The sequence below is a fragment of the Tenggerimyces flavus genome (assembly GCF_016907715.1).
Lineage (GTDB): Bacteria > Actinomycetota > Actinomycetes > Propionibacteriales > Actinopolymorphaceae > Tenggerimyces > Tenggerimyces flavus.
This window is the reverse complement of the sequence record NZ_JAFBCM010000001.1, coordinates 8,241,807-8,260,371: the sequence shown is the minus strand read 5'-3', so window position 1 is coordinate 8,260,371 and position 18,565 is coordinate 8,241,807. Positions and strand designations below refer to the sequence as shown.

Genomic DNA, 18,565 nt, shown 5'->3' with positions numbered 1-18,565 from the left:
ACGCACGAGAAGGACCGCCTCCGCGAGTGGATGTGGACCGTACCGCCGCCGCCCCCGGTCGACGAACACGCCGAGGCTCCGAAGGAGATCGCCGCCGCGGAGAAGGTGGTCGACAAAGCCCGCGAGGCAGACGCATGACGGCAGTGAACGTGCTGTTCCTCCTCTTCGGTGTGATCGCGATCGGCTCCGCGCTGCTCGTCGTTTCCACCAAACGGCTCGTGCACTCCGCCCTCTGGCTGGTCGTGACCCTCGGCGCGATCGCCGGCTGCTATCTCCTGCTGACCGCGGAGTTCGTCGCCTGGGTGCAGATCCTCATCTACGTAGGCGCCGTGGTCGTCCTGCTGCTGTTCGCGCTGATGCTCACCAAAGCGCCGATCGGGCTCAGCCACGACCTCACCACGAAGAACGCCTGGTTCGCCGGCGCGGTAGCGGTAGCCGTCGCCGCCGTCCTCGGTGCGACGATCGTCGCCGGCTTCAACGGCGAGGTCATCGACCTCCACACCGTCGAGATCGGCGGCGCCGGAGCGACCGGCCGCGCCGTGTTCTCCAGCTGGGTCCTCCCGTTCGAGATCCTCTCCGTCCTCCTCCTCGCCGCTCTCGTCGGCGCGATCACGCTGTCCCGCCGGGACAAGGCGGAGGCGAACGACTGATGCCGCTCCTCTACCCGCTGCTGCTGGCGACCGCGCTGTTCGCGATCGGTGTGTACGGCGTCCTTGCGCGCCGCAATGCGGTCATGGTGCTGATGGGCGTCGAGCTGATGCTGAACGCGGTCAACCTCAACCTCGTCGCGTTCGACGCCTGGCTGCACGACACCCTGCACAGCGGGCAGATCCTCACCCTGTTCGTGATCACGATCGCCGCCGCCGAGATCGGCCTCGGGCTCGCGATCGTGCTGCTCGTGTTCCGTACGCGGAAGCTTGTCGACGTCGACAAGCTGGTCGAGCTCGCCGACCGCGACCAGGCGGAGTCGCGCGCATGAGCCTGCTCCTCATCGCGATCGTCGCCTCGATCGCAGCTGGCGTCCTGGCCCTCGCGCTCGGACACCGCCAACCCCGTGCGATAGGAGCGATCGGCGTCGTCGGCGCGGGCATCGCGTTCCTGTCCGCCTGGGGCGTCGTGGGCGCGGGCCTGGTCGGCGACCTCGGTACGCAGCTCCTGTCGCTCGCGCACATCCCCACCGGAAGCGTCGGCTTCGACCTCGCGTTCCGAGCCGACGGCCTGTCCGCGTTCACCAGCCTGCTGGTCGCGAGCGTCGCCCTGGCCGTCCAGATCTACTCCGTCGACTACCTGCGCGGCGACGCGCGCTACCCGTCGTACGTCGCGATGGTCTCGCTCTTCACCGCGGCGATGCTCGTCGTGGTCGCCGCGGACGATCTGCTGGTGCTGCTGGTCGGCTGGGAGCTGATGGGCATCTGCTCGTACTTCCTGATCGGCCACCACTGGGAGCGCGCCGACGCCCGCGACGGCGCGGTGAAGGCGTTCATCGTCACGCGGCTCGGCGACATCGGCTTCCTGTTCGGCATCTTCGTGCTCGGGCTGTCGGCCGGTACGTTTCGGATCAGTGAGCTCCAGCGCCTAGCAGCGAACGGCGAGCTGTCCACCGGCATGGTGACGCTCGCGACCCTCCTTCTCCTCTGCGGAGTGGTGGGCAAGTCAGCCCAGTTCCCCTTGCACGTCTGGCTTCCCGACGCCATGGCCGGCCCCACCCCCGTGTCCGCGTTGATCCATGCCGCGACGATGGTCGCTGCCGGCGTGTTCTTCGTCGCCCGCATGCTGAACGTGTTCGCGCTCGCGCCCGTGACGATGGCCGTCCTCGCGGTGATCGCGTCGATCACCATGCTCGGCGCGGCGCTCGCCGCCCTCGCCCAGGACGATGTCAAGCGCGTCTTGGCATGGTCGACGGTGAGCCAGCTCGCGTACATGCTGGCCGGACTCGCCGTCGGCGGCTACACCGCGAGCTTCCTGCACCTGGTCAGCCACGGCGCGTTCAAGGCGCTGCTGTTCCTGTGCGCGGGCTCGGTGATCCACGCCGTGGGCGGCAACGCGATGTCGGCGATGGGCGGGCTGCGGCGCGCGATGCCGGTGACGTTCTGGACGATGACGGTCGGCCTTGCCGCGCTGGTCGGGCTGCCTCCGTTGTCCGGCTTCTTCTCCAAGGACGCGATCCTCGGCGTCGCGCAGGAGTCGGCCTTGCACGGCAACCTCGTGGCGTGGCTGGTCCTCGTTGCCGGCTTCGCGACCGTGGTCGTGACGGCGATGTACGCGACGAGGCTGTGGCTCCGCGTCTTCTTCGGTCCGACTGCCGCCGGCGAGAGGGCGGAGGCGCCGGTGCTGATGCGGTGGCCGCTCGTCGTCCTCGCCGTTCCCGCAGCCCTGCTTGGGTTGTTGGCGTTCATGCCGGCTACGTTGACGAGCTGGCTGGGCAACGGTCCCGCGCCGACACTGGAGGCTGGCGAGCTCGTGCACCCGCTGACCGCGGTGATCTCCGTCGCACTGGCAGTGCTCGCCGCCGGGTTCGTGATCGGCGAGTGGCACCGGATCGACAAGCGCGACCCCTCCCGCACGCTGGGCCGCTTCGAACCCATCCTCGCCAACGCGTTCGGCGTGGACGCGTTCTACGAACGCTGGGTCGTCCGCCCGGTGTACGGCCTCGCCCGCACGGTGGTCGCCGGCGACCGCGACGTCGTCGACTTCTACGTCCTCGGCTCCGGCCGCGCCGCCCGCGCGATCGCCGGCCTCCTGCGCATGATCCAGACCGGAAACGCGCAGACGTACCTCACCCTCCTGCTCGCCGGTGTCGTCCTCCTCGCGATCGCCGCCGGGGTGGTGGTCTCGTGAACGTCCTCCTCTGGCTGCTCCTCGCCCTCCCACTCGCCGGATCCGTTGCGCTGTTGGCGTTCCCGCGCTGGATCCCGTACGAGAAGGTCCCCCTCGTCGGCCTCGCGGTAGCAGGCGCGACCCTCCTGATCTCGCTGCTGATCGCGGCGCTGTTCGACTACGGCGACTCCGGAAGGGTGCAGTTCGAGACGAACGTCAGCTGGATCAGCGCGATCGACGTCCGCTGGCACCTCGGCCTCGACGGCGTCTCGCTGCCGATGGTCCTGCTGACCACGCTGCTCGTCTTCCTCTGCCTGCTCTACACGACCCGCATCACGCCGGAGGTCGGACGCGTCCGCGCGCTCGTCGCCCTTGCCCTGTTGCTCGAAGTCGGGATGGTCGGCACGTTCGTCTCGTTCGACCTGATCGTGTTCTTCCTCTTCTTCGAGGTCGTCCTGATCCCGATGTGGTTCGTGATCGCGGTCTGGGGCGACCAGCACGATCCAGCGGGCCGGCGGCGCGCGGCGAACACGTTCATCCTGTACACGTTGCTCGGCTCCGCCGTGATGCTGCTCGGTTTCCTTATCGTTTACGCCAACGCGGGAACGTTCGACATCGTGGAGCTCGCCTCCGGCGAAGGCGAAGGCATCGCGCGCGGCGCCCAGATCCTCGCGGCCGCGGCGATCGCGATCGGCCTCGCGGTGAAGAGCCCCCTGTGGCCGTTGCACTCTTGGCTGCCGGACGCGCACGCGAAGGCACCGACGATCGGCTCGGTGCTGCTGGCGGGCGTGCTGCTGAAGATGGGCACGTACGGGTTCGTGCGCGTGTGGCTGCCGGTCGTTCCCGACGGCGCCCGGGCGGTGGCGCCCTTCCTCGCGGGGCTGGCGACGGTCGGCATCCTGTACGGCGCGCTGGCCTGCCTGGCGCAGCGCGAGCTGAAGCGGCTGATCGCGTACTCCTCCGTCGGGCACATGGGTTTCGTCGTGCTCGGCATCGCGACGCTGACGCCGGTCGGCGTGAACGGCGCGCTGTTCGCCGGCGTCGCGCACGGGCTGATCACCGGGCTGCTGTTCTTCCTGGCAGGCGCGATCAAGGACCGGCACGGTACGGGTGAGCTGGCGTCGCTCGGCGGCGGACTGTACGCGCGCATGCCCCGCCTGGGTGGGCTGTTCGTCTTTGCCTGCGTCGCGAGCCTCGGCCTGCCCGGCCTGGCCGGGTTCTGGGGCGAGATGCTGTCGCTGCTCGGCGCGTACGAGCCGCACGCCTCGTTGTCGCGCGGAACGTACGTCGTGCTGATGGTGCTCGCCGGCCTCGGCGCGGTGCTGACAGCGGCGTACTTCCTGCTGCTGGTGCGACGCATGTGCCAAGGGGAGGACACGTTGGGCGCTCGGCAGGACGTCACGCCGATCGAGCTCGGCGCGTGGGTGCCGCTGGTGGCGTTGACGATCGTGCTCGGCCTGTACCCGAAGGCGATTCTGGCCGTGACCGATCCGGCCGTGCAGCTTCTGGTGGGGCGGTGAACGGGGTGATCCAAAGCGTCGACTGGCTGGCACTCGGGCCCGTACTCGCCGTCGCCCTGACGGCCGGCGCGGTGCTCCTCACCGACGCGTTCGTTCCCGCGCGGCTGCGCTGGGTGGCGACGTGGATCTCGGTCGGTGGTCTCGCCCTCGCGCTGCTGTTGGTGCTTCCGCTCTGGGGAGCGCCGCGGGCGACGTTCTGCGTCGAGCAATCCTGTTCGTACGTGGTGGATTCGACCGCCGCGGTATTCCAGGTACTGGTCGCGGCCGCCACCGCCGTCGTCGTGCTGCTGTCGGCGCGTGGCACGTTGCGCGAGGGCGTCCCGGCGGGGGAGTACCACTTCCTGCTGCTGTGCTCGGCGACCGGCGCGATGGCGCTGGCGGCGTCGCGGGACCTGATCACGATCGTGGTCGCGCTGGAGACCGTGTCGCTGCCGGCGTTCGCCCTGGTGGGGTTGCGATCTGGCGATCGGCGCGGTGCCGAGGCGGCGATGAAGTTCTTCCTCGTCTCGGTGGTCTCCGTCGCCGTGATGCTGTTCGGCGTCTCGTTGGTGTATGGCGCGACCGGCGCGGTGCACCTGGACCGGATCGCCGCGGAGCTGGCACGCGGCTCGGCGCCGTCGTCGGTGGTGGGTGTTGGCGTGGTGCTGACGCTGGCGGGGTTGGCGTTCAAGGTGGCGGCGGTGCCGTTCCACTTCTGGGTGCCGGACACGTACGTCGGCGCGCCCGTCCCGGTGGCGGCGTTCCTGTCCGTGGTCTCGAAGGCCGCCGGACTCGTCGGGCTGCTGCTCGTGCTGAGCGTCGGCTTCGCGCCGCTCGTGTCGGTGTGGGCGCCGGTGGTCGCGGTGCTGGCGGCGTTGACGATGACGCTCGGCAACCTCGTCGCTTTGCGGCAGAAACACGCGGTGCGGCTGCTCGCCTGGTCCTCGGTCGCGCAGGCCGGGTATCTGCTGGTGCCGTTGGGTTCGGCGGGTCCGGGCGTGTCGGTGCTGCCGGCCACGGTCGCGTACCTGGTGATCTACGCGGTGGTCAACCTCGGCGCGTTCGCCGTGGTGGCGTTGACGTCCTCGTCGCTGGAGGACTACCGCGGGCTGTTCTGGGTCGACCGGCCGCGCGCGCTGGCGTTCGGGTTCTTCCTGCTGGCGTTGGCCGGACTGCCACCGGGCGTGATCGGCCTGTTCGGCAAGGTGGTGATCTTCCAGGCGGCCGTCGACGGCGGCGTTGGCTGGCTCGCGGTCGTGATGGCGGTGAACGTCGTGATCGCGCTCGCGTACTACCTGTACTGGACGGCGCTGCTCTTCGCGCCGCGGCCCGAGGCCCCGGCGCGCACGCCGACCCCCTGGCCGGCCGCCGTGGCCGTCGGCCTCACCACCGCGGTCGCGGTCGTGCTGTCGGTCGCGCCGGACCTCGCGCTGAACGTCCTCGACGTTGTGCGGCTGCCGCTCTGACGCCGTAGCCTGCACCGGGGATCGCTGTCGTCGAAGGGGAGGGCATGGACGCTCGGGAGTATCGGCAGGTCGTCGACGAGGCGGGGGCACGGTCGGCGGCGGAGGAGTGGGCGGCGGCGGCCGCGCTGTGGGCGCGGGTCGTCGAGGCCAATCCGCACGACGGGCGCGGCTGGGACCAGCTCGCCGAGGCTCGGTGGTTCGCCGGTGACTTCGCGGGTGCGCTGCCCGCGTTCGAGCAGGTGCGGCGGCTCGGCGTCTACCACGGCGACCGCTTCGCCACGTTCCGCGGCGTCGTGCCCGTGATGATGGCGTCCTGTCACGCCGGGCTCGGCGACTTCGACGCCGCGATGGAGCTGATGGAGCAGGCGATGCGCGAGGGTTTCGTGCACGCCGACGAGGTTCTCGAGCTCGAGGTGTTCGCCAGTCTGCGTACCGACGAACGGCTCCCGGCGGTGCTCGGCGTCGTGAACGTCGAGGGCATGGACCGCGACGAGGGCTGGCGTACGGACCTCGCCGTGGTCGTCCGCGAGGCGTATCGCCGGCGGCCGGTGCCGTTCACGCCGGAGCACCAGGAACGGTTCGACGCCGCTGCCGGGCGGCTCCACGAGGACCTCCCCCGGCTGCGCGACGAGGAGGTCGCGGTCGAGCTGACCAAGCTCATCGCATCGCTCGGCGACGGCCACGCGAGCCTGTCGCCCAAGGCGGGAACGGACCTCGCGCTCGCGCTGCCGATCCATCCGTACCTCTTCGACGACGGCGTCTACGTCGTCGCCGCCGAGGAGTCGCACCAGAGCCTGCTCGGTGCGCGGATCCTGGCCTTCGACGGTCGGCCGATCGACGAGGTCGTACGGGGTGTCGACCCACTCATCGGCCGCGACAACGAACGCAACCCGCTCGAGTCGAGCCCGGGGTGGCTGCGCCGGACGCCGTACCTGCACGTGCTCGGCCTTGTCGACGACCCGGGCAAGGTGCGGTTGACAACGTCCTCCGGCGAGGTCGAGGTGGCTGCCGAGCCCGAGGACGAGGCGCGGCCCCGGCACTTCCCGGAGAGCAAGGCGATGGCGCAGTACCACAACCAGCTCGGGGCGCCGTTGCCGTTCTACCTTCGCGACGTCGAGGCGGCGTACTGGTTCGAGCACGTTCCCGAGCACCGGCTCGTCTACCTGCAGTTCAACCGGGTCGCGGAGGATCCGGGCGAGTCGCTCGCCGCCTTCACCGATCGGTTGGGCGACTTCCTCGACGCGAACGAGGTCGAACGGCTCGTGGTCGACCTGCGCTGGAATGGCGGCGGCAACACGTTCCTCGTGGGTACGTTGCTCAAACGCATCATCGGCGCGCGCCAGCTCGACCACCCGGACGGCATCTTCATGATCGTCGGGCGGCGGACGTTCTCCGCGGCAGGCAACACCGCGAAGTACCTCGAGTGGCTGTCCGGACCGAGCATCACCGTGGTGGGCGAGCCGACCGGTTCGAGCCTGCAGTTCATCGGCGAGACCAACCCGTTCGTCCTGCCCTACAGCGGCATGCGGTGCAACATCTCCAACCTGTACTGGCAGGGCATGACACCGCTCGACCGGCGGAGCTGGATCGCGCCGCACCTGTACGCGCCGCCGACGTTCGCTGCGTACGAGGAGCAACGCGACCCAGCAATGGAGGCCATCCTCGCCGTGCTGCCCGGGTCAGCCGGCTAGGTCGACCAGCCGTTCCAGGTCGCTCCGCGTGGGCAGTCCGCTGAGCAGATGCCGCACGCTGCGGTTGCCATGCTGGCGGTCGGCCTCCGCGGTCGCGGCGAGGGCGTAGTCGACCTGGCCCCACACGTAGTTCGCCAGGCTGATCACCGCGCCGCGGAACATCGGGAGATCCAACCGCGGCAGGGAGCCCGCCACCTCCCGGTAGCCGTCGAGCATCGCCCGGGCGCCTGTCGGGCTGCGCAACACCCACTGCTGCAGGGCGATCGCGAGCTCCCAGCTCGGCGGCAGCCCACCGACGTGCTCCCATCCGACCACGATCAGCCGACCTTCGGCAGCTCGCCGGACGTTGTTCGGCGTGAGGTTGTTGTGCGTCAGCACCGGAGCGGGCGGCTCGACGTCCGCACCGATGCGCTCGAGATCGGCCAGGTTGTACGACGCGTTCGAGAGGTCGCCGGCCCAGTCGATGTCCGCGCCCTTCGCCTTCGTGGTGAGGTCGGCCCAGGTCTCGTCGGTGAGCCGACGGGAGTGGTACGGCGAGATCCCGTCGACCTCGAGCCCGAGGCCGTGCAGCGTCGCGAGGATCTGGCCCGCGCCGTACGCGGCCTTCGCGCCGACCGGTGCCGACAGCGGTGGGCCGGCGTGCACCCACTCGTCGACGCGCCAGGTGTGGTCGCCGATCGTCTCGATGACCGCGCCGGCGCGGCTGCGTACGGGCAACGGCAGCTCTACGCCCGCCTTCGCGGCCGCCTCCTGCAACGCGACGCCGGTGTCGGCGTCGACGATCGGCCACCAGTCGTCCATCGTGCGCACCTCGAACCGGCCGCGCGCGGTCTCGAGCGACCACCGCCGCCCGCTGTCGTCCGGTCGTGCGATCGACCGCATCGGCCCGGTGATCTCGCCGAGGTCGTACGCCGCGGCGATTGCCCGGGCCAGCGCGGCATCGGCCTGGTCGCCGGCTCCGGTGCGGTGGTCGACCTCGGCCTTGAGCTCGGGCCAGGTACGGAACCCGTACTGCTGGGCGAGCTGCGCCTGAGCCTCGGACAGCGTCGTCTGCGGCCTGCTGTCGCGCAGGCCCGCGAGCAGGTCCTTGGCCTGCTGACGCAGGTGATCGAGGTTGGGGTTGTCGGGGAGCGTCTTCATGGGACACCACGGCTCTTCCGCCCGGGCTCGCACGAGCAGGTCAAGAGCTTCGGCATCCGTCGCTCAACTCGTCAACTCACCAACTGGGATGGCTTCGAGCCTTCCGGCGAGCCCGCGGCGCGCTCCCAACGCGCTGTCTACGAGGGTAGCCACGAACGTCGACCTGCTGTCAAGCCCCGCGCCAGTTGACCTTCAAGCCGGATGAAGGTTGATACTCCGAGATGTGTCGGAGCCGTTGTTGACGATCAGCGCGTTCGCTCGCGCGGTCGAGCTGGCGCCGAGCGCCCTGCGCTACTACGACGAGGCGGGGCTGCTCCCGCCGGCCGAGGTGGACCCGCGGACGGGGTACCGGTACTACACGCCCGAGCTCGAACGCCGTGCGTTGCTGATCCGGCGGATGCGCGACGTCGGCGTGCCGGTGGACTCCATGCGGATGGTGTTGGCCGGTCCTCCGTCGCGTGCGGCCGAGATCCTGGCCGGGTTCGCCGAACGGGCGGCGCGCAACGCTCGGCAGGCTTCGGCGACGGTGGACGAGATCGTGTCGGCCCTCTCGGGCGAGGCCAGCATCTCTCCCGTTGCCGTGACGGTCGACGGGCCGGCGTTGGCGGCGGGACTGCGGCGGGTGGCGCGAGCTGCTTCTGTCGTTGAGGATCCGTTGCGTGGCGTCCTCCTCGATCTGGGTCCCGGCGGGATCACGGTGGTCGCGACGGATCGGTATTGGCTTGCGTACTGGACGATTCCGGTCGCCGAGGCGCAGGTCGCGGATCGTCGAGCGTTCGTTTCCCTCGCTGGGCTGGAGGAGTTGGCCGATCACCTGGCGCGGCGCGATGTGGTGACGGTCTCGTTCGCCTCGGGCGCGCTCGAGGTGTGCGACGAGTCCGGCGTGGTGCCGTTCACGACGGAGGACGACCGGTTTCCGGCGTACCGGTTGATCATTCCGGCCGAACGAGTGGGACGGGTGACGTTCGACCGTTCCGTGCTGGCCCGGCTGTTGCCTGCGGACGAGACGCCGATTCGCCTTGCGGCAGGGACGGATCGGCTCGTGGTGAGCGTGGCGGGCGACAGCGAGGGTGCTCGGGTCCAGGCCGTCACCTCCGGGCAGCCGGAGACGTTGTGGCTCTCCTCGTCGTTGCTGCGGTCGGCCCTGGACGTGATGGTCGGGACGTTGGTCTCGCTGGTGTACGCGGGTACGGATCGGGCGGTGCAGCTGTTCCCGGTCGAGCAGAACAGCCTGTGCGTCCTGCTGATGCCGGGACGTCCGCAGTCGTGAGTTCTCGCTTGCTGCGTGGGGGATTCCTCGCTTGGTTGGGCGCGGCCACGATCTCCGCGATCGGCGACGGCATCTTCTACTTCGCGTTGTCATGGACCGCGTCGGGCCTCGGCGCCGGCGTCGTCACCGCGGTGATGGTCGCCGGCCTGGTGCCGCCGCTGCTGCTCACTCTGGTGGGCGGCGTGTCCGCCGACCGATGGGGGTTGCGGCGAACGATCATCGCCTCCGACATCGCGATGTGCCTGCTGCTCGCCGGCTACCTGCTGCTCGCGCACTTCGTGCCCGTTTCCGCTGCTGTGCTGGTGGGTCTGTCCGTGTGTGGCGGGATCGTCGGGTCCTTCCGGCGGCCGGCGAACAACGCGTTCCCGCGGCTCTTCTTCCCGGAGTCCGGTGTGGCGCGGGCGATGTCGCTGACCGGGTCGGCGATGGAGATCGCGCGGATGGCCGGGCCGCCGCTGGGCGCGGTGGTCGTGGCGATTTCGTTCAGCGGGGCGATGCTGGCGGATTTGGCAAGCTTCGTTGGCGTTCTGGTCGTTCTGCTGGTGGTACGGCCGCCGTACGAACCTCCGCGCACCGTGGGCGGCTCCGCCTCGTTGGAGCTGCGCGCGGGGCTGCGTGCCGTCCGTTCGGTGCCCGGCGTGGTCGCGATGCTGTGCGCGGTGGGGATCGTGGCGGGCAGCGTGATCCCGATGCTCGGGCTGGCGGTTCCGTTGCTGGCGCGCAGCCGCGGTTGGACCGTGGGCGACGCGGGGCTGATGGAGGCGTTCTGGATCGTGGGCGCGCTCGCGGTCTCGCTGGTGGTGGCGAAGGTCGGGACGTACAGGCGCCCCGTCGTGCTGCTGGTGGCCGGACCGCTGCTCGCGGCGGCGGGCGTCGTCATCGCGGCGCTGGTGCCCGAGCCGTACCTCGCGTTCGCCGGCACCGCGGTCATGGGCGTCGGTACGGCGCTGTTCACCAGCCACCTCTTCCCGCTGTACCTGTTGCGCACTCCGCCGGACATGCTGGCGCGCTTCCAGTCCGTGCTGATCGTCGTGCAGATGCTGACGATGCTGCTCGGCGACCTGCTGCTCGGAACGCTGGCCGCCCAGCTGAGCCCTGCCACCGCGATGCTCGCCGCGGCCGCCCTCTGCGCCCTCGCCGGTGCCCCCATCCTGCTCAGCCGCGCCCTGCGCCTAGGACTAGCGACCTAGGCTTTGGACTTCGTCGCCTCACCTGGCCAGTGGCCCCTCTACCTGGCGTACACCCCACGTAAAGGGGCCAATGATCATGTAAACATGATCATTCGCCCCGGGTCGGGATCGGTCGAAGCGACCGCCGGACGCTGCGGCTAGGCGGGGGTGAGCTGGATGATGTCGGCGATCAGGGCGCGTTCGTGCCGGGCCGTACGGAGCGGGGTGGTGCCGATCGTCCTGGTCAGGGACCTGGTGAGGTCGGCGCCGCCGATCGCGACGAGGGCTGAGCTGAGGGCGCGGCGGGGAAGGCTCGGCGGAGTCTCGATGAACTTGCCCAGGATCCAGATGCTCCCCATCGGCGCGAGCACGCGAGCGGCTTCGCTGAGCGCCTTGGTGGGATCGGCGACCACGCTGAGGATGCAGTTCATGACGACGACGTCGAACGAGTCGTCGTCGAACTCCAGCTGCTCGGCGTTCATCCGCAGCAGCGTCCAGTCGTCCCGCCGCACCTTGAGCTCGGCCTGCCGCAGCATGTCCGCGGACAGGTCGATGCCGGTCACCCGCGCGTCAGCCGGCACGAGTTCGAGGTCCAGCCCCGTGCCGACGCCGACGACCAGGACGCGGTCACCCGGCCGGATGGCGGCGAGCTCGAACTGTCGCTGGCGCGGCTTCTCGATCAGCGGATTGCGCGCGAAGAGGTCGTAGATCGGGGACAGCACCCGATACTTCCGTACGTTCTCCTCGTTCTTGCCCACCAAGGCACCTCCGCGGCTACGTCGGGTCGTAGGTCGTCCGCCCGTACCAGCCCAGAGCGGCACGCAGCTCGCGGGCCTCGGCGTCGCGGTGGGGGCGCCGGCGTTCGTGCGCGATGGGGTACACGCGGAAGCCCCCGTGGTACGGGCGGAACATCGCGGTCGCCGGTACGGGCCAGCTGGAAGGATGCCCAGCCAGCCAGATCGCTAACCAGGGCTTCTTGTTGTGCTCGACGACCCGGGTACGAGCGATCGCCGCCCACGGCAGCTGCCGGCGCTCGTTCCCGCGCGACACCACCAGCCCGTCGGGCGAGACTTCCACCGCGAACTGCGGACGAATCGCCTGTATCAGCAGGCGAATCCCGAAGATCCCCAGCGCGATGAACAGGCAGAACGCGACCAACCGACCCACCACGCCGTAACCGGAGGCCGGATCGGCCGCCCCGCCCGCGATCAGTGCGCCCACGACGGATCCCGAGCCCCACGACGCGGCGACGACCCGTGACGTACGGAAGCGCGCGCCCCCGGCCGGCGCTGTCGCCACTGCCGTGTACGCCCGCGTCGGGTTGGGTGCGGACGGGGGAGCCAGCTGCCGGAGCTCCGTCTGTCGTTGCTGCACGAGCGTCCGTACCGGCGTCGGCAACCAGGTGCCGTCCGGCGGAGGTGGTCCGACGACGTCCCGCAGCCGCGCCAGCAGCCACGCGGGCTCTGGCCGCAGCGACGGATCCCGTTGTAGGCAGGCGGCGACGAACTCGCGCAGCGCGGCCGGCACGCCGCTGAGCTCGGGCTCGTCGTGCAGAGCCCGGTACATCAACGCCGACGTCTCACCCTCACCGAACGGTCCACGCCCGGTCGCCGCGAAAACCAACACGGCACCGAGCGCGAAGACGTCGCTGGATGGCCCGACCGAGGAACCCGTGATCTGCTCAGGCGACAGGTAGCCCGGCGTCCCGAACATCACCCCGGTCGCCGTCAGCCCCACCTCGGCGACCGCCGCCTTCGCGATGCCGAAGTCGATCACCCGCGGACCGTCCGAGGCGAGCAGGACGTTGGATGGTTTGAGGTCGCGATGCACCAGCCCAGCCGCGTGAATCGCCGCCAACGCCTCCGCGAGCCCGGCCGCGAGCCGACGCAGCGACGCCTCCGGCAGCGGCCCGTGCGACGCGACCGCCTTGGCCAGGCTCGGGCCAGCCACGTACTCCGTTGCCAGCCACGGACGCTCGGCCGAAGGATCGGCGTCCACCACCGCGGCCGTCCAGAACGCCCCGACCGAACGCGCCATGTCCACCTCGCGCCGGAACCGCTCCCGGAACGACGGGTCGTCCGCGAGGTCGGCGCGCACGACCTTCACCGCGAGGGGTCGCCCACCGGGTGATTGCGCCAGATAGACCGTTCCCATCGCACCGGCACCCAGCCGGCAGAGCACCGCGTAGTCGCCAATTCGTCCCGAATCGTCCACTGCCATGGACGTTTCTCCTCACCGTGACCATCGGCAGGCGTCGAGACTGCACCCTACTGCCGAGAACTAGCGCCCGAGATCGGTGAGACGACGCTCGAGATGCCGGCGTTCCGCCTCGTCCGGCATCAGCTCGACCAGTGCGCAGCCGAGCCGGATCGCCTCGGCGGCAAGATCGACGCCACTCGTGTAACCCTCGTTGAAGATCAGGTAGGCGACGGCCAGTACGGCGGCCAGCCGATCCGGCGGCAGATGGTCGGCCGGGACCCGGAACGGAATGCCCGAGGTCCTGACCTTCCGCTTGGCCCGCACCAGCCGCTGCGCCATCGTCGGCTCCTGGGCGGCCTCCTCGGCGAGGTCGAAGTCGCTGAGGAACCCGACCTGTGCTGCCAGGACGCGTCCCCACAGCTCGCGGAAGACGCGGTCCAGGACGTCGGTCATTCGTGCAGCGGACGGATCTCGATCGCGCCGCCCTGCCGGGCCGCGGGGATGCGGGAGGCCAGCTCGATCGCCTGGTACTCGGTCTAGGACAAACGGGCCACGGCGAGATCGACACCGAGACGCTACCTATTTTCGAACGTCTCGGGCCTGGTCGGCCCGGGCGGCACCGACCATGTCGAAACGCGATCGACTTGATCGAGAATCATCGCTTTTCCTGAACGACCTTGCCTGCCTAGCTTGGCTGGCATGACAGTCATCAGGGCGCTCGCGTCGTGCCACTTCGTCGTTCGTGCCGGCGGGTTCGTGCAGACGTTCCTCGTTCTGTACCTGACCCAGGACCGCCACCTCTCGGCCGGGACCGCGGGCTCGGTCGCGACGGCCGTCGGCATCGGCGCGGTGGTGTCGCTGCTGGCCGGTGGCTGGCTGGGCGACCGGATCGGCCGGCGGCGCACGATGCTGATCGGGTTCTCCGGCACAGCGCTGGCCCTGCTCGCGCTCGCCTCGGCGGACACGTTGCCGGCGATCTGGGTGGCGGCGCTCCTGGTCGGTCTGCTCTCGGAGCTGTTCCGTCCGGCGGGATCGGCGACGGTGGCCGACCTCCCTGGCGAGCGGGAGCGGATCAGGTCGTTCGGCCTGCTCTTCTGGGCGTCGAACCTCGGCTTCTCCGTCTGCACCGCCACGGGCGGGCTCTTGGTCCAGTACGGCTATGGCCTGCTGTTCTGGCTGAACGCGGCCGCCGCCGTCATCGCGGCGCTGATCGTCTGGCGCCGGATGCCCGAGACCCGCCCGTCTGCGCCGACGGGCCGTGCCCGGCTGCTGCCGGCTGTGCTCGGAGACCGCCGACTGCTGGCGCTGGCCTTGGTCTTCGCGGCGCACTTCGCGCTGTTCGCCCAGGCGTTCTCGTCGCTCCCGCTCGTCATGGCTGCGGGCGGGTTGGGCACGTCGACGTTCGGGATGGTGCTCGGTCTGAACGGTGTGGTGATCCTGGTCGCCCAGCCGTTCGCGGTGCGTGTGCTCGCCGGGCTGGATCGCTATGCGGTGTTGAGTGTTTCGGCGCTGCTGGTCGGGATCGGCTTCGGGCTGGGTGTCTTCGTGGACAGCGGGCTCGGCTACGGCTTGGCGGCGCTGGTGTGGACTGCGGGTGAGATCGGGATCGCGGTGATGTTCGCTGCCACGTTCACCGACCTGGCGCCGGCCGGCATGCGCGGCGGCTATCTGGGCGTCGCGTACGCCGCCTGGGGCGTCGGCACCGCGCTCGGACCGGTGCTGGGTACCGCGCTGCTCGAGCGGGCCGGCCCGACCGTGCTGTGGCTGGCCTGTGCGCTCATGGGCCTGGTGTCGAGCGCCATCCTCCGAGCTTGCCGCTCACTTGTTCTGGCTGGCGATAGCGGCGGCGAACGTGGTGCGTAGGTCGGTGAGCCACTTGGCGTCCGCCTCGACGCGGGCGTCGAAGTCGGTCTCCGCGAGGTGCTGGCTCCAGACCGGGTCGCCGGCCGCGGCTTGGGCCTTGATGTTCGTAGTCGTTTGCTCCTTCATCTCCGTCACGAGGTCGAGCAGCTCGTCGGCGCGGTCGGGCGCGAGGCCGTACGCGGCGGTGAGCACGCCGAGGCGATGGGCCGCGTCGAGGGCGTCCGGCGTGGCCAGCCGCGCACCCGGCGCGTGCAGTGGCGCCCACTCCTCGGCGGCGATCGCGAGGTCCCACAGGGGCCGGCCCGGACCTGCCTCGTCGAAGTCGATCAGCGCGACCGGGACGCCGTCGCGGAACACGACGTTCTCCGGGAACAGGTCGTTGTGGCAGACGATCGGCCCACCGTGCGGGTCGCACCACTCGGTGGACCAGCCTTCCAGCCCGGTGGCGTCGAACGTGGCGACCGCTTCGTGGTAGTCCCGCACCAGGTGCCCGAGTGCTTCGAGCGCCTCGTCGGTGAGCGCCCATGCCGGGTAGGGCGGGACGGGGACGTCGCCGTCGACCCACGACACGACGTCCCGACCGTCCTCGTCTTCGCCGAGGTACCGCGGCGCACCGTCGAACCCGACCGCCTCCAGGTGCCGCAACAGGGCCCGCACCGGACTGCGCATCCCCGGCCGCCGCACCGTGTCGCCGACCCGAATCACGCCCCGATTCGGGTTCATCCCACCCACCAACGCGTTGTCGGTCATCGCCTCAGCATGGCGCACCCAGCTCGGCGAGCGTGTGCCGGAGGAAGGCGCTGGCCCGGTCGGCGAACTGCCGTGGGCTGTCGGTGCGTCCTTGTTGCCGGTAGGCGGTGAGCATGCGGGCGCTCTTGCGGAGGGCATCGAGACCGCAGACCAGGTCGAAGACCGGGAGGTCTTGAGGTGTCGCGCCGCCTGCGGTCACGTAGTGGTCCGTCAGCCGGTCCGCGGCTTCGCGGTCGAGCAGGAGGGCGACGTCGGCCCGGCAGTAGGCGAGCTCGTACGCGGCCGGGCCGAGCCGGGACTCGCACCAGTCCGCGATGCCGGTGAGCTTGCCGTCGTTCCACAACGTGTTGCCTGGATGGAAGTCGCCGTGGATCAGGACCGGCTGCCAGGACACGTTCGGGAGATGGCATTGGATCGCAGCCACGGTGTGATCGACCAACGTGCTCGGTCGTCGGGGCTTCGGCGGCCGCCAGGTCTCTACGGCCGACTTCCGCAGGAGCGCCCCACCGGCGCCAGCTGTGTCGGTGGCGTGGATGGCGGCGAGTGCGGACGCGAGCTCTTGCAACCACCCGTCGACGTTGCTTGGACTGACATCGGGGCTGCCATCGAGGCGGGTCATGGCGAGCGCCGGCATGCCGAACCAGCGGCCCTCGGCGTCGAGGGCCAGCGGCCGCGGCACGGGAACGTCCATCCGCTGGGCGAAGCTGAGCCGTTCCCACTCGTTCTGCACCGTCGTGCTGCGCCGCCGTGGGTAGCGCTTGACGATGACGCCTCCGTCGGAGGTGTCGACAGCGAACGTCTCGGCGACCACCCCACCACCGACGCGAGATACTCCGCGTACCGATGCGCCAGGCACACTCTCGGCGATCACCGCCGCCCATCCAGGTCCGTCGGCGACCGGCTCGCGATGCCTCATCCGACCTCCGTACCTGGAAGGGTTGCTCTTGGGCTCTCTGACTGTAGGCACCTTCAACGTGTGGCGCAGCGGTGAGCCTTGGCGCTACGCCCTCGACCGAGGCATTGTCCGCGGCGCCATCCCGGGCAGCGCCGCGGTCACGATGCGGCCCGAACGTGGCGTCTGGTCCCGGCGGCTGCCACTGATCGCGGACGCGCTGAGGAAGGCCGAGTTCGACATCGTCGGCTTGCAGGAGGTGCTGGACGAGGACGGTGGTGAGCCTGCGGGAGACGCGTTGGCCTCCAGACTGGGCATGAGCCACGCGGGCGAGCCGGACAGTCAGCTCGCCGTTCTCACGCCGCACCGCATCAGGTCGTGGACCACCGTCTCCTTGTCCTCGACCGAAGCCCGGGAAGAGGCCAAACGCGGCTACGGCGCCGCTCGCATCCTGCACGCCGTGGTCGCGACGCCGGGTGGCGACACGAACGTCGTCGTGGCCCATTGGTCACCCCGTTCGGCCGCCGCTCGCATCGGAGCCGCGCGAGCGCTGGTCGACTACCTGGCTGGCCTGCCGCTGGAGCGGCTGGTGGTCGTGGGCGACCTCAACACCGTTGACCGGGGGACGCCGGAGCTCGCCATCCTCAGCCAGGGTGCACGACCACTCGTCGACGCCTGGGCGGCGATCCACCCGGACCGTCCTGGACCGACGATGCCCAGCCACGACTCGGTCGTACGCCTGGACTACGTGTTCCTCAGCCGAGATCTCGCTCCGGTGGAGGCCCGGCTGTTCGGAGGCGCACCGGACTGCGACGGGTTCTATCCGTCGGACCATCTCGGCGTCCGCGCGACAGCCGAGCTGACCTGACCTCCACTTGTCACCCGAGCAGTGCCTCGAGGTCCGGAATTCGGCCGAACAGGTCGGGCAGGCCGCGTACGCCGTTCCACGCAGACTCGTGCGACAGCGCGAGGTCGGGGCCGGTGGTCGCCTCGACGCCGGCGAGGCAGCGGAGGATGTTCCACCTCGTGTGCCCCAGCCAGCCGCCGATCAGGAACACGAACCAGCTCGGACCCGGCGGCGGCAGCGCGCCGCCGCCCGCGACGTACCCGTCGAGGACCGCGCGGAAGATGGCGGGCTCGATGCTGTCGTAGCCGGGTCCCTTCGCGATGCTCAATGCGGTCGAGCCGAGCTCACTGGACAGGTCGAGCATCCCCGAGAGCTCCCAGTCGAGCACCACCGGCCGACCGTCTTGGGCGAGCAGGTTCCACGGCTGGATGTCCTTGTGGGTCAGGACGACGGGGCCCGGCCGTTCGCAGGTGTCGACGAAGTGGGCGATCGCGAGGAACGTCTCGACGTGGGAGGCGAGCTCATCGGCCCACGGCTGTCCGGTCGCCGCCGCCCGCTCGGCGAGCTCGGGCCAGTCTCGTGCCGTCGGGTCCTCGTTCGACACGTGGGTCCACTCGACGTCGAGTGCATGAATGCGCGCGAGGATCGCACCGATCTCGAACGCGTACGCCGCGGACACCGGTGCTTCGGGCACCTTCTCTCCCTCGATCCACCGGTGCACGAGCACCCCGGCATCGGCGGAGATCGGCTCTGGCATCGGGACGCCGGCGGCGAAGGCAGCCCGCTCGAACCTGAACACGTCCTCGACGCGGTAGGCCGAGCGGCGGTCGACGACGTTCAACTCCTTCACCGCGAACGACCCCTGGTCGGTGTCGAGCCGGTACATCCGGTTGGCGAACCCGCCGTGGACGCGGATCATCGGCCCGGTCGGCACGCCGAGGTGCGCAAGGTCGGTCACCCCA

The 18,565-nt window shown here is 70.3% G+C and carries 17 protein-coding genes; 10 read left to right on the top strand and 7 right to left on the bottom strand.

Annotated elements, in window-relative coordinates; genetic code table 11:
• The first annotated feature begins 134 nt into the window (after positions 1 to 134).
• The 6 genes from JOD67_RS38445 to JOD67_RS38420 are packed head-to-tail and all read left to right on the top strand — an operon-like array spanning position 135 to position 7,473.
• On the top strand, positions 135 to 650 hold the full coding sequence (locus JOD67_RS38445) for an NADH-quinone oxidoreductase subunit J family protein (protein ID WP_205122579.1): 516 nt from the start codon (positions 135 to 137) through the stop codon (positions 648 to 650).
• Positions 650 to 979 (top strand): NADH-quinone oxidoreductase subunit NuoK, encoded by a 330-nt coding sequence (gene nuoK, locus JOD67_RS38440; protein ID WP_205122578.1) that lies wholly within the window; start codon positions 650 to 652, stop codon positions 977 to 979. The genes JOD67_RS38445 and nuoK overlap by 1 nt, the downstream gene beginning before the upstream one ends.
• Positions 976 to 2,838 (top strand): NADH-quinone oxidoreductase subunit 5 family protein, encoded by a 1,863-nt coding sequence (locus JOD67_RS38435; RefSeq protein ID WP_205122577.1) that lies wholly within the window; start codon positions 976 to 978, stop codon positions 2,836 to 2,838. Before nuoK ends, JOD67_RS38435 begins: the two co-directional genes overlap by 4 nt.
• Positions 2,835 to 4,337 (top strand): complex I subunit 4 family protein, encoded by a 1,503-nt coding sequence (locus tag JOD67_RS38430; RefSeq protein ID WP_205122576.1) that lies wholly within the window; start codon positions 2,835 to 2,837, stop codon positions 4,335 to 4,337. Before JOD67_RS38435 ends, JOD67_RS38430 begins: the two co-directional genes overlap by 4 nt.
• Positions 4,334 to 5,782, top strand: a complete 1,449-nt coding sequence (locus tag JOD67_RS38425; protein WP_205122575.1) for an NADH-quinone oxidoreductase subunit N — start codon at positions 4,334 to 4,336, stop codon at positions 5,780 to 5,782. The genes JOD67_RS38430 and JOD67_RS38425 overlap by 4 nt, the downstream gene beginning before the upstream one ends.
• A 44-nt stretch (positions 5,783 to 5,826) precedes the next feature.
• Entirely contained in the window at positions 5,827 to 7,473 is a 1,647-nt protein-coding gene (locus JOD67_RS38420) for a hypothetical protein (protein ID WP_205122574.1), read from the top strand.
• Here JOD67_RS38420 and JOD67_RS38415 read toward each other — a convergent pair.
• A complete protein-coding gene (locus JOD67_RS38415) occupies positions 7,462 to 8,613 on the bottom strand; it encodes a glyoxalase superfamily protein (protein ID WP_205122573.1) in 1,152 nt (383 codons plus the stop codon). The genes JOD67_RS38420 and JOD67_RS38415 overlap by 12 nt on opposite strands.
• Positions 8,614 to 8,836: 223 nt before the next feature.
• Between JOD67_RS38415 and JOD67_RS38410 the strand changes: the two genes are divergently transcribed.
• Positions 8,837 to 9,883, top strand: a complete 1,047-nt coding sequence (locus JOD67_RS38410) for a MerR family transcriptional regulator (RefSeq protein ID WP_205122572.1) — start codon at positions 8,837 to 8,839, stop codon at positions 9,881 to 9,883.
• Positions 9,880 to 11,073, top strand: coding sequence for an MFS transporter (locus JOD67_RS38405; protein ID WP_205122571.1), 1,194 nt, complete (start codon positions 9,880 to 9,882; stop codon positions 11,071 to 11,073). Before JOD67_RS38410 ends, JOD67_RS38405 begins: the two co-directional genes overlap by 4 nt.
• 137 nt (positions 11,074 to 11,210) lie before the next feature.
• On the opposite strand, the gene JOD67_RS38400 is transcribed toward JOD67_RS38405, so the two are convergent.
• The 3 genes from JOD67_RS38400 to JOD67_RS42290 are packed head-to-tail and all read right to left on the bottom strand — an operon-like array spanning position 11,211 to position 13,704.
• Positions 11,211 to 11,810: a class I SAM-dependent methyltransferase gene (locus tag JOD67_RS38400; RefSeq protein ID WP_205122570.1), complete on the bottom strand. Its 600-nt coding sequence runs from the start codon at positions 11,808 to 11,810 to the stop codon at positions 11,211 to 11,213.
• Between the two features lie 16 nt (positions 11,811 to 11,826).
• Entirely contained in the window at positions 11,827 to 13,272 is a 1,446-nt protein-coding gene (locus JOD67_RS38395; protein ID WP_205122569.1) for a serine/threonine-protein kinase, read from the bottom strand.
• A gap of 60 nt (positions 13,273 to 13,332) precedes the next feature.
• Complete coding sequence (locus JOD67_RS42290) at positions 13,333 to 13,704, bottom strand: DUF6596 domain-containing protein (RefSeq protein WP_205122568.1); 372 nt, start codon at positions 13,702 to 13,704, stop codon at positions 13,333 to 13,335.
• 246 nt (positions 13,705 to 13,950) lie between these two features.
• Between JOD67_RS42290 and JOD67_RS38385 the strand changes: the two genes are divergently transcribed.
• Entirely contained in the window at positions 13,951 to 15,114 is a 1,164-nt protein-coding gene (locus tag JOD67_RS38385; RefSeq protein ID WP_205122567.1) for an MFS transporter, read from the top strand.
• Here JOD67_RS38385 and JOD67_RS38380 read toward each other — a convergent pair.
• Together JOD67_RS38380 and JOD67_RS38375 are read right to left on the bottom strand one after the other, a co-directional pair.
• The gene (locus tag JOD67_RS38380) at positions 15,070 to 15,864 is read right to left on the bottom strand and encodes a phosphotransferase (RefSeq protein ID WP_205122566.1); all 795 of its coding nucleotides are present in this window, start codon (positions 15,862 to 15,864) and stop codon (positions 15,070 to 15,072) included. The genes JOD67_RS38385 and JOD67_RS38380 overlap by 45 nt on opposite strands.
• 4 nt (positions 15,865 to 15,868) lie before the next feature.
• Positions 15,869 to 16,780, bottom strand: coding sequence for a phosphotransferase family protein (locus tag JOD67_RS38375; protein WP_205122565.1), 912 nt, complete (start codon positions 16,778 to 16,780; stop codon positions 15,869 to 15,871).
• Between the two features lie 28 nt (positions 16,781 to 16,808).
• On the opposite strand from JOD67_RS38375, the gene JOD67_RS38370 reads away from it, so the two are divergent.
• The gene (locus tag JOD67_RS38370; protein WP_205122564.1) at positions 16,809 to 17,624 is read left to right on the top strand and encodes an endonuclease/exonuclease/phosphatase family protein; all 816 of its coding nucleotides are present in this window, start codon (positions 16,809 to 16,811) and stop codon (positions 17,622 to 17,624) included.
• Between the two features lie 10 nt (positions 17,625 to 17,634).
• On the opposite strand, the gene JOD67_RS38365 is transcribed toward JOD67_RS38370, so the two are convergent.
• A complete protein-coding gene (locus tag JOD67_RS38365; protein ID WP_307782705.1) occupies positions 17,635 to 18,561 on the bottom strand; it encodes a phosphotransferase family protein in 927 nt (308 codons plus the stop codon).
• Between the last annotated feature and the right edge of the window lie 4 nt (positions 18,562 to 18,565).

What these genes read in the sequence shown, in the direction of transcription:
- JOD67_RS38435 (WP_205122577.1), top strand. Translation starts at nt 976, where the DNA reads ATGAGCCTGCTCCTCATCGCGATCGTCGCCTCGATCGCAGCTGGCGTC.
- JOD67_RS38375 (WP_205122565.1), bottom strand. Translation starts at nt 16,780, where the DNA reads ATGAGGCATCGCGAGCCGGTCGCCGACGGACCTGGATGGGCGGCGGTG.
- JOD67_RS38380 (WP_205122566.1), bottom strand. Translation starts at nt 15,864, where the DNA reads ATGACCGACAACGCGTTGGTGGGTGGGATGAACCCGAATCGGGGCGTG.
- JOD67_RS38395 (WP_205122569.1), bottom strand. Translation starts at nt 13,272, where the DNA reads ATGGCAGTGGACGATTCGGGACGAATTGGCGACTACGCGGTGCTCTGC.
- JOD67_RS38385 (WP_205122567.1), top strand. Translation starts at nt 13,951, where the DNA reads ATGACAGTCATCAGGGCGCTCGCGTCGTGCCACTTCGTCGTTCGTGCC.
- JOD67_RS38415 (WP_205122573.1), bottom strand. Translation starts at nt 8,613, where the DNA reads ATGAAGACGCTCCCCGACAACCCCAACCTCGATCACCTGCGTCAGCAG.
- JOD67_RS38420 (WP_205122574.1), top strand. Translation starts at nt 5,827, where the DNA reads ATGGACGCTCGGGAGTATCGGCAGGTCGTCGACGAGGCGGGGGCACGG.
- nuoK (WP_205122578.1), top strand. Translation starts at nt 650, where the DNA reads ATGCCGCTCCTCTACCCGCTGCTGCTGGCGACCGCGCTGTTCGCGATC.
- JOD67_RS38445 (WP_205122579.1), top strand. Translation starts at nt 135, where the DNA reads ATGACGGCAGTGAACGTGCTGTTCCTCCTCTTCGGTGTGATCGCGATC.
- JOD67_RS42290 (WP_205122568.1), bottom strand. Translation starts at nt 13,704, where the DNA reads ATGACCGACGTCCTGGACCGCGTCTTCCGCGAGCTGTGGGGACGCGTC.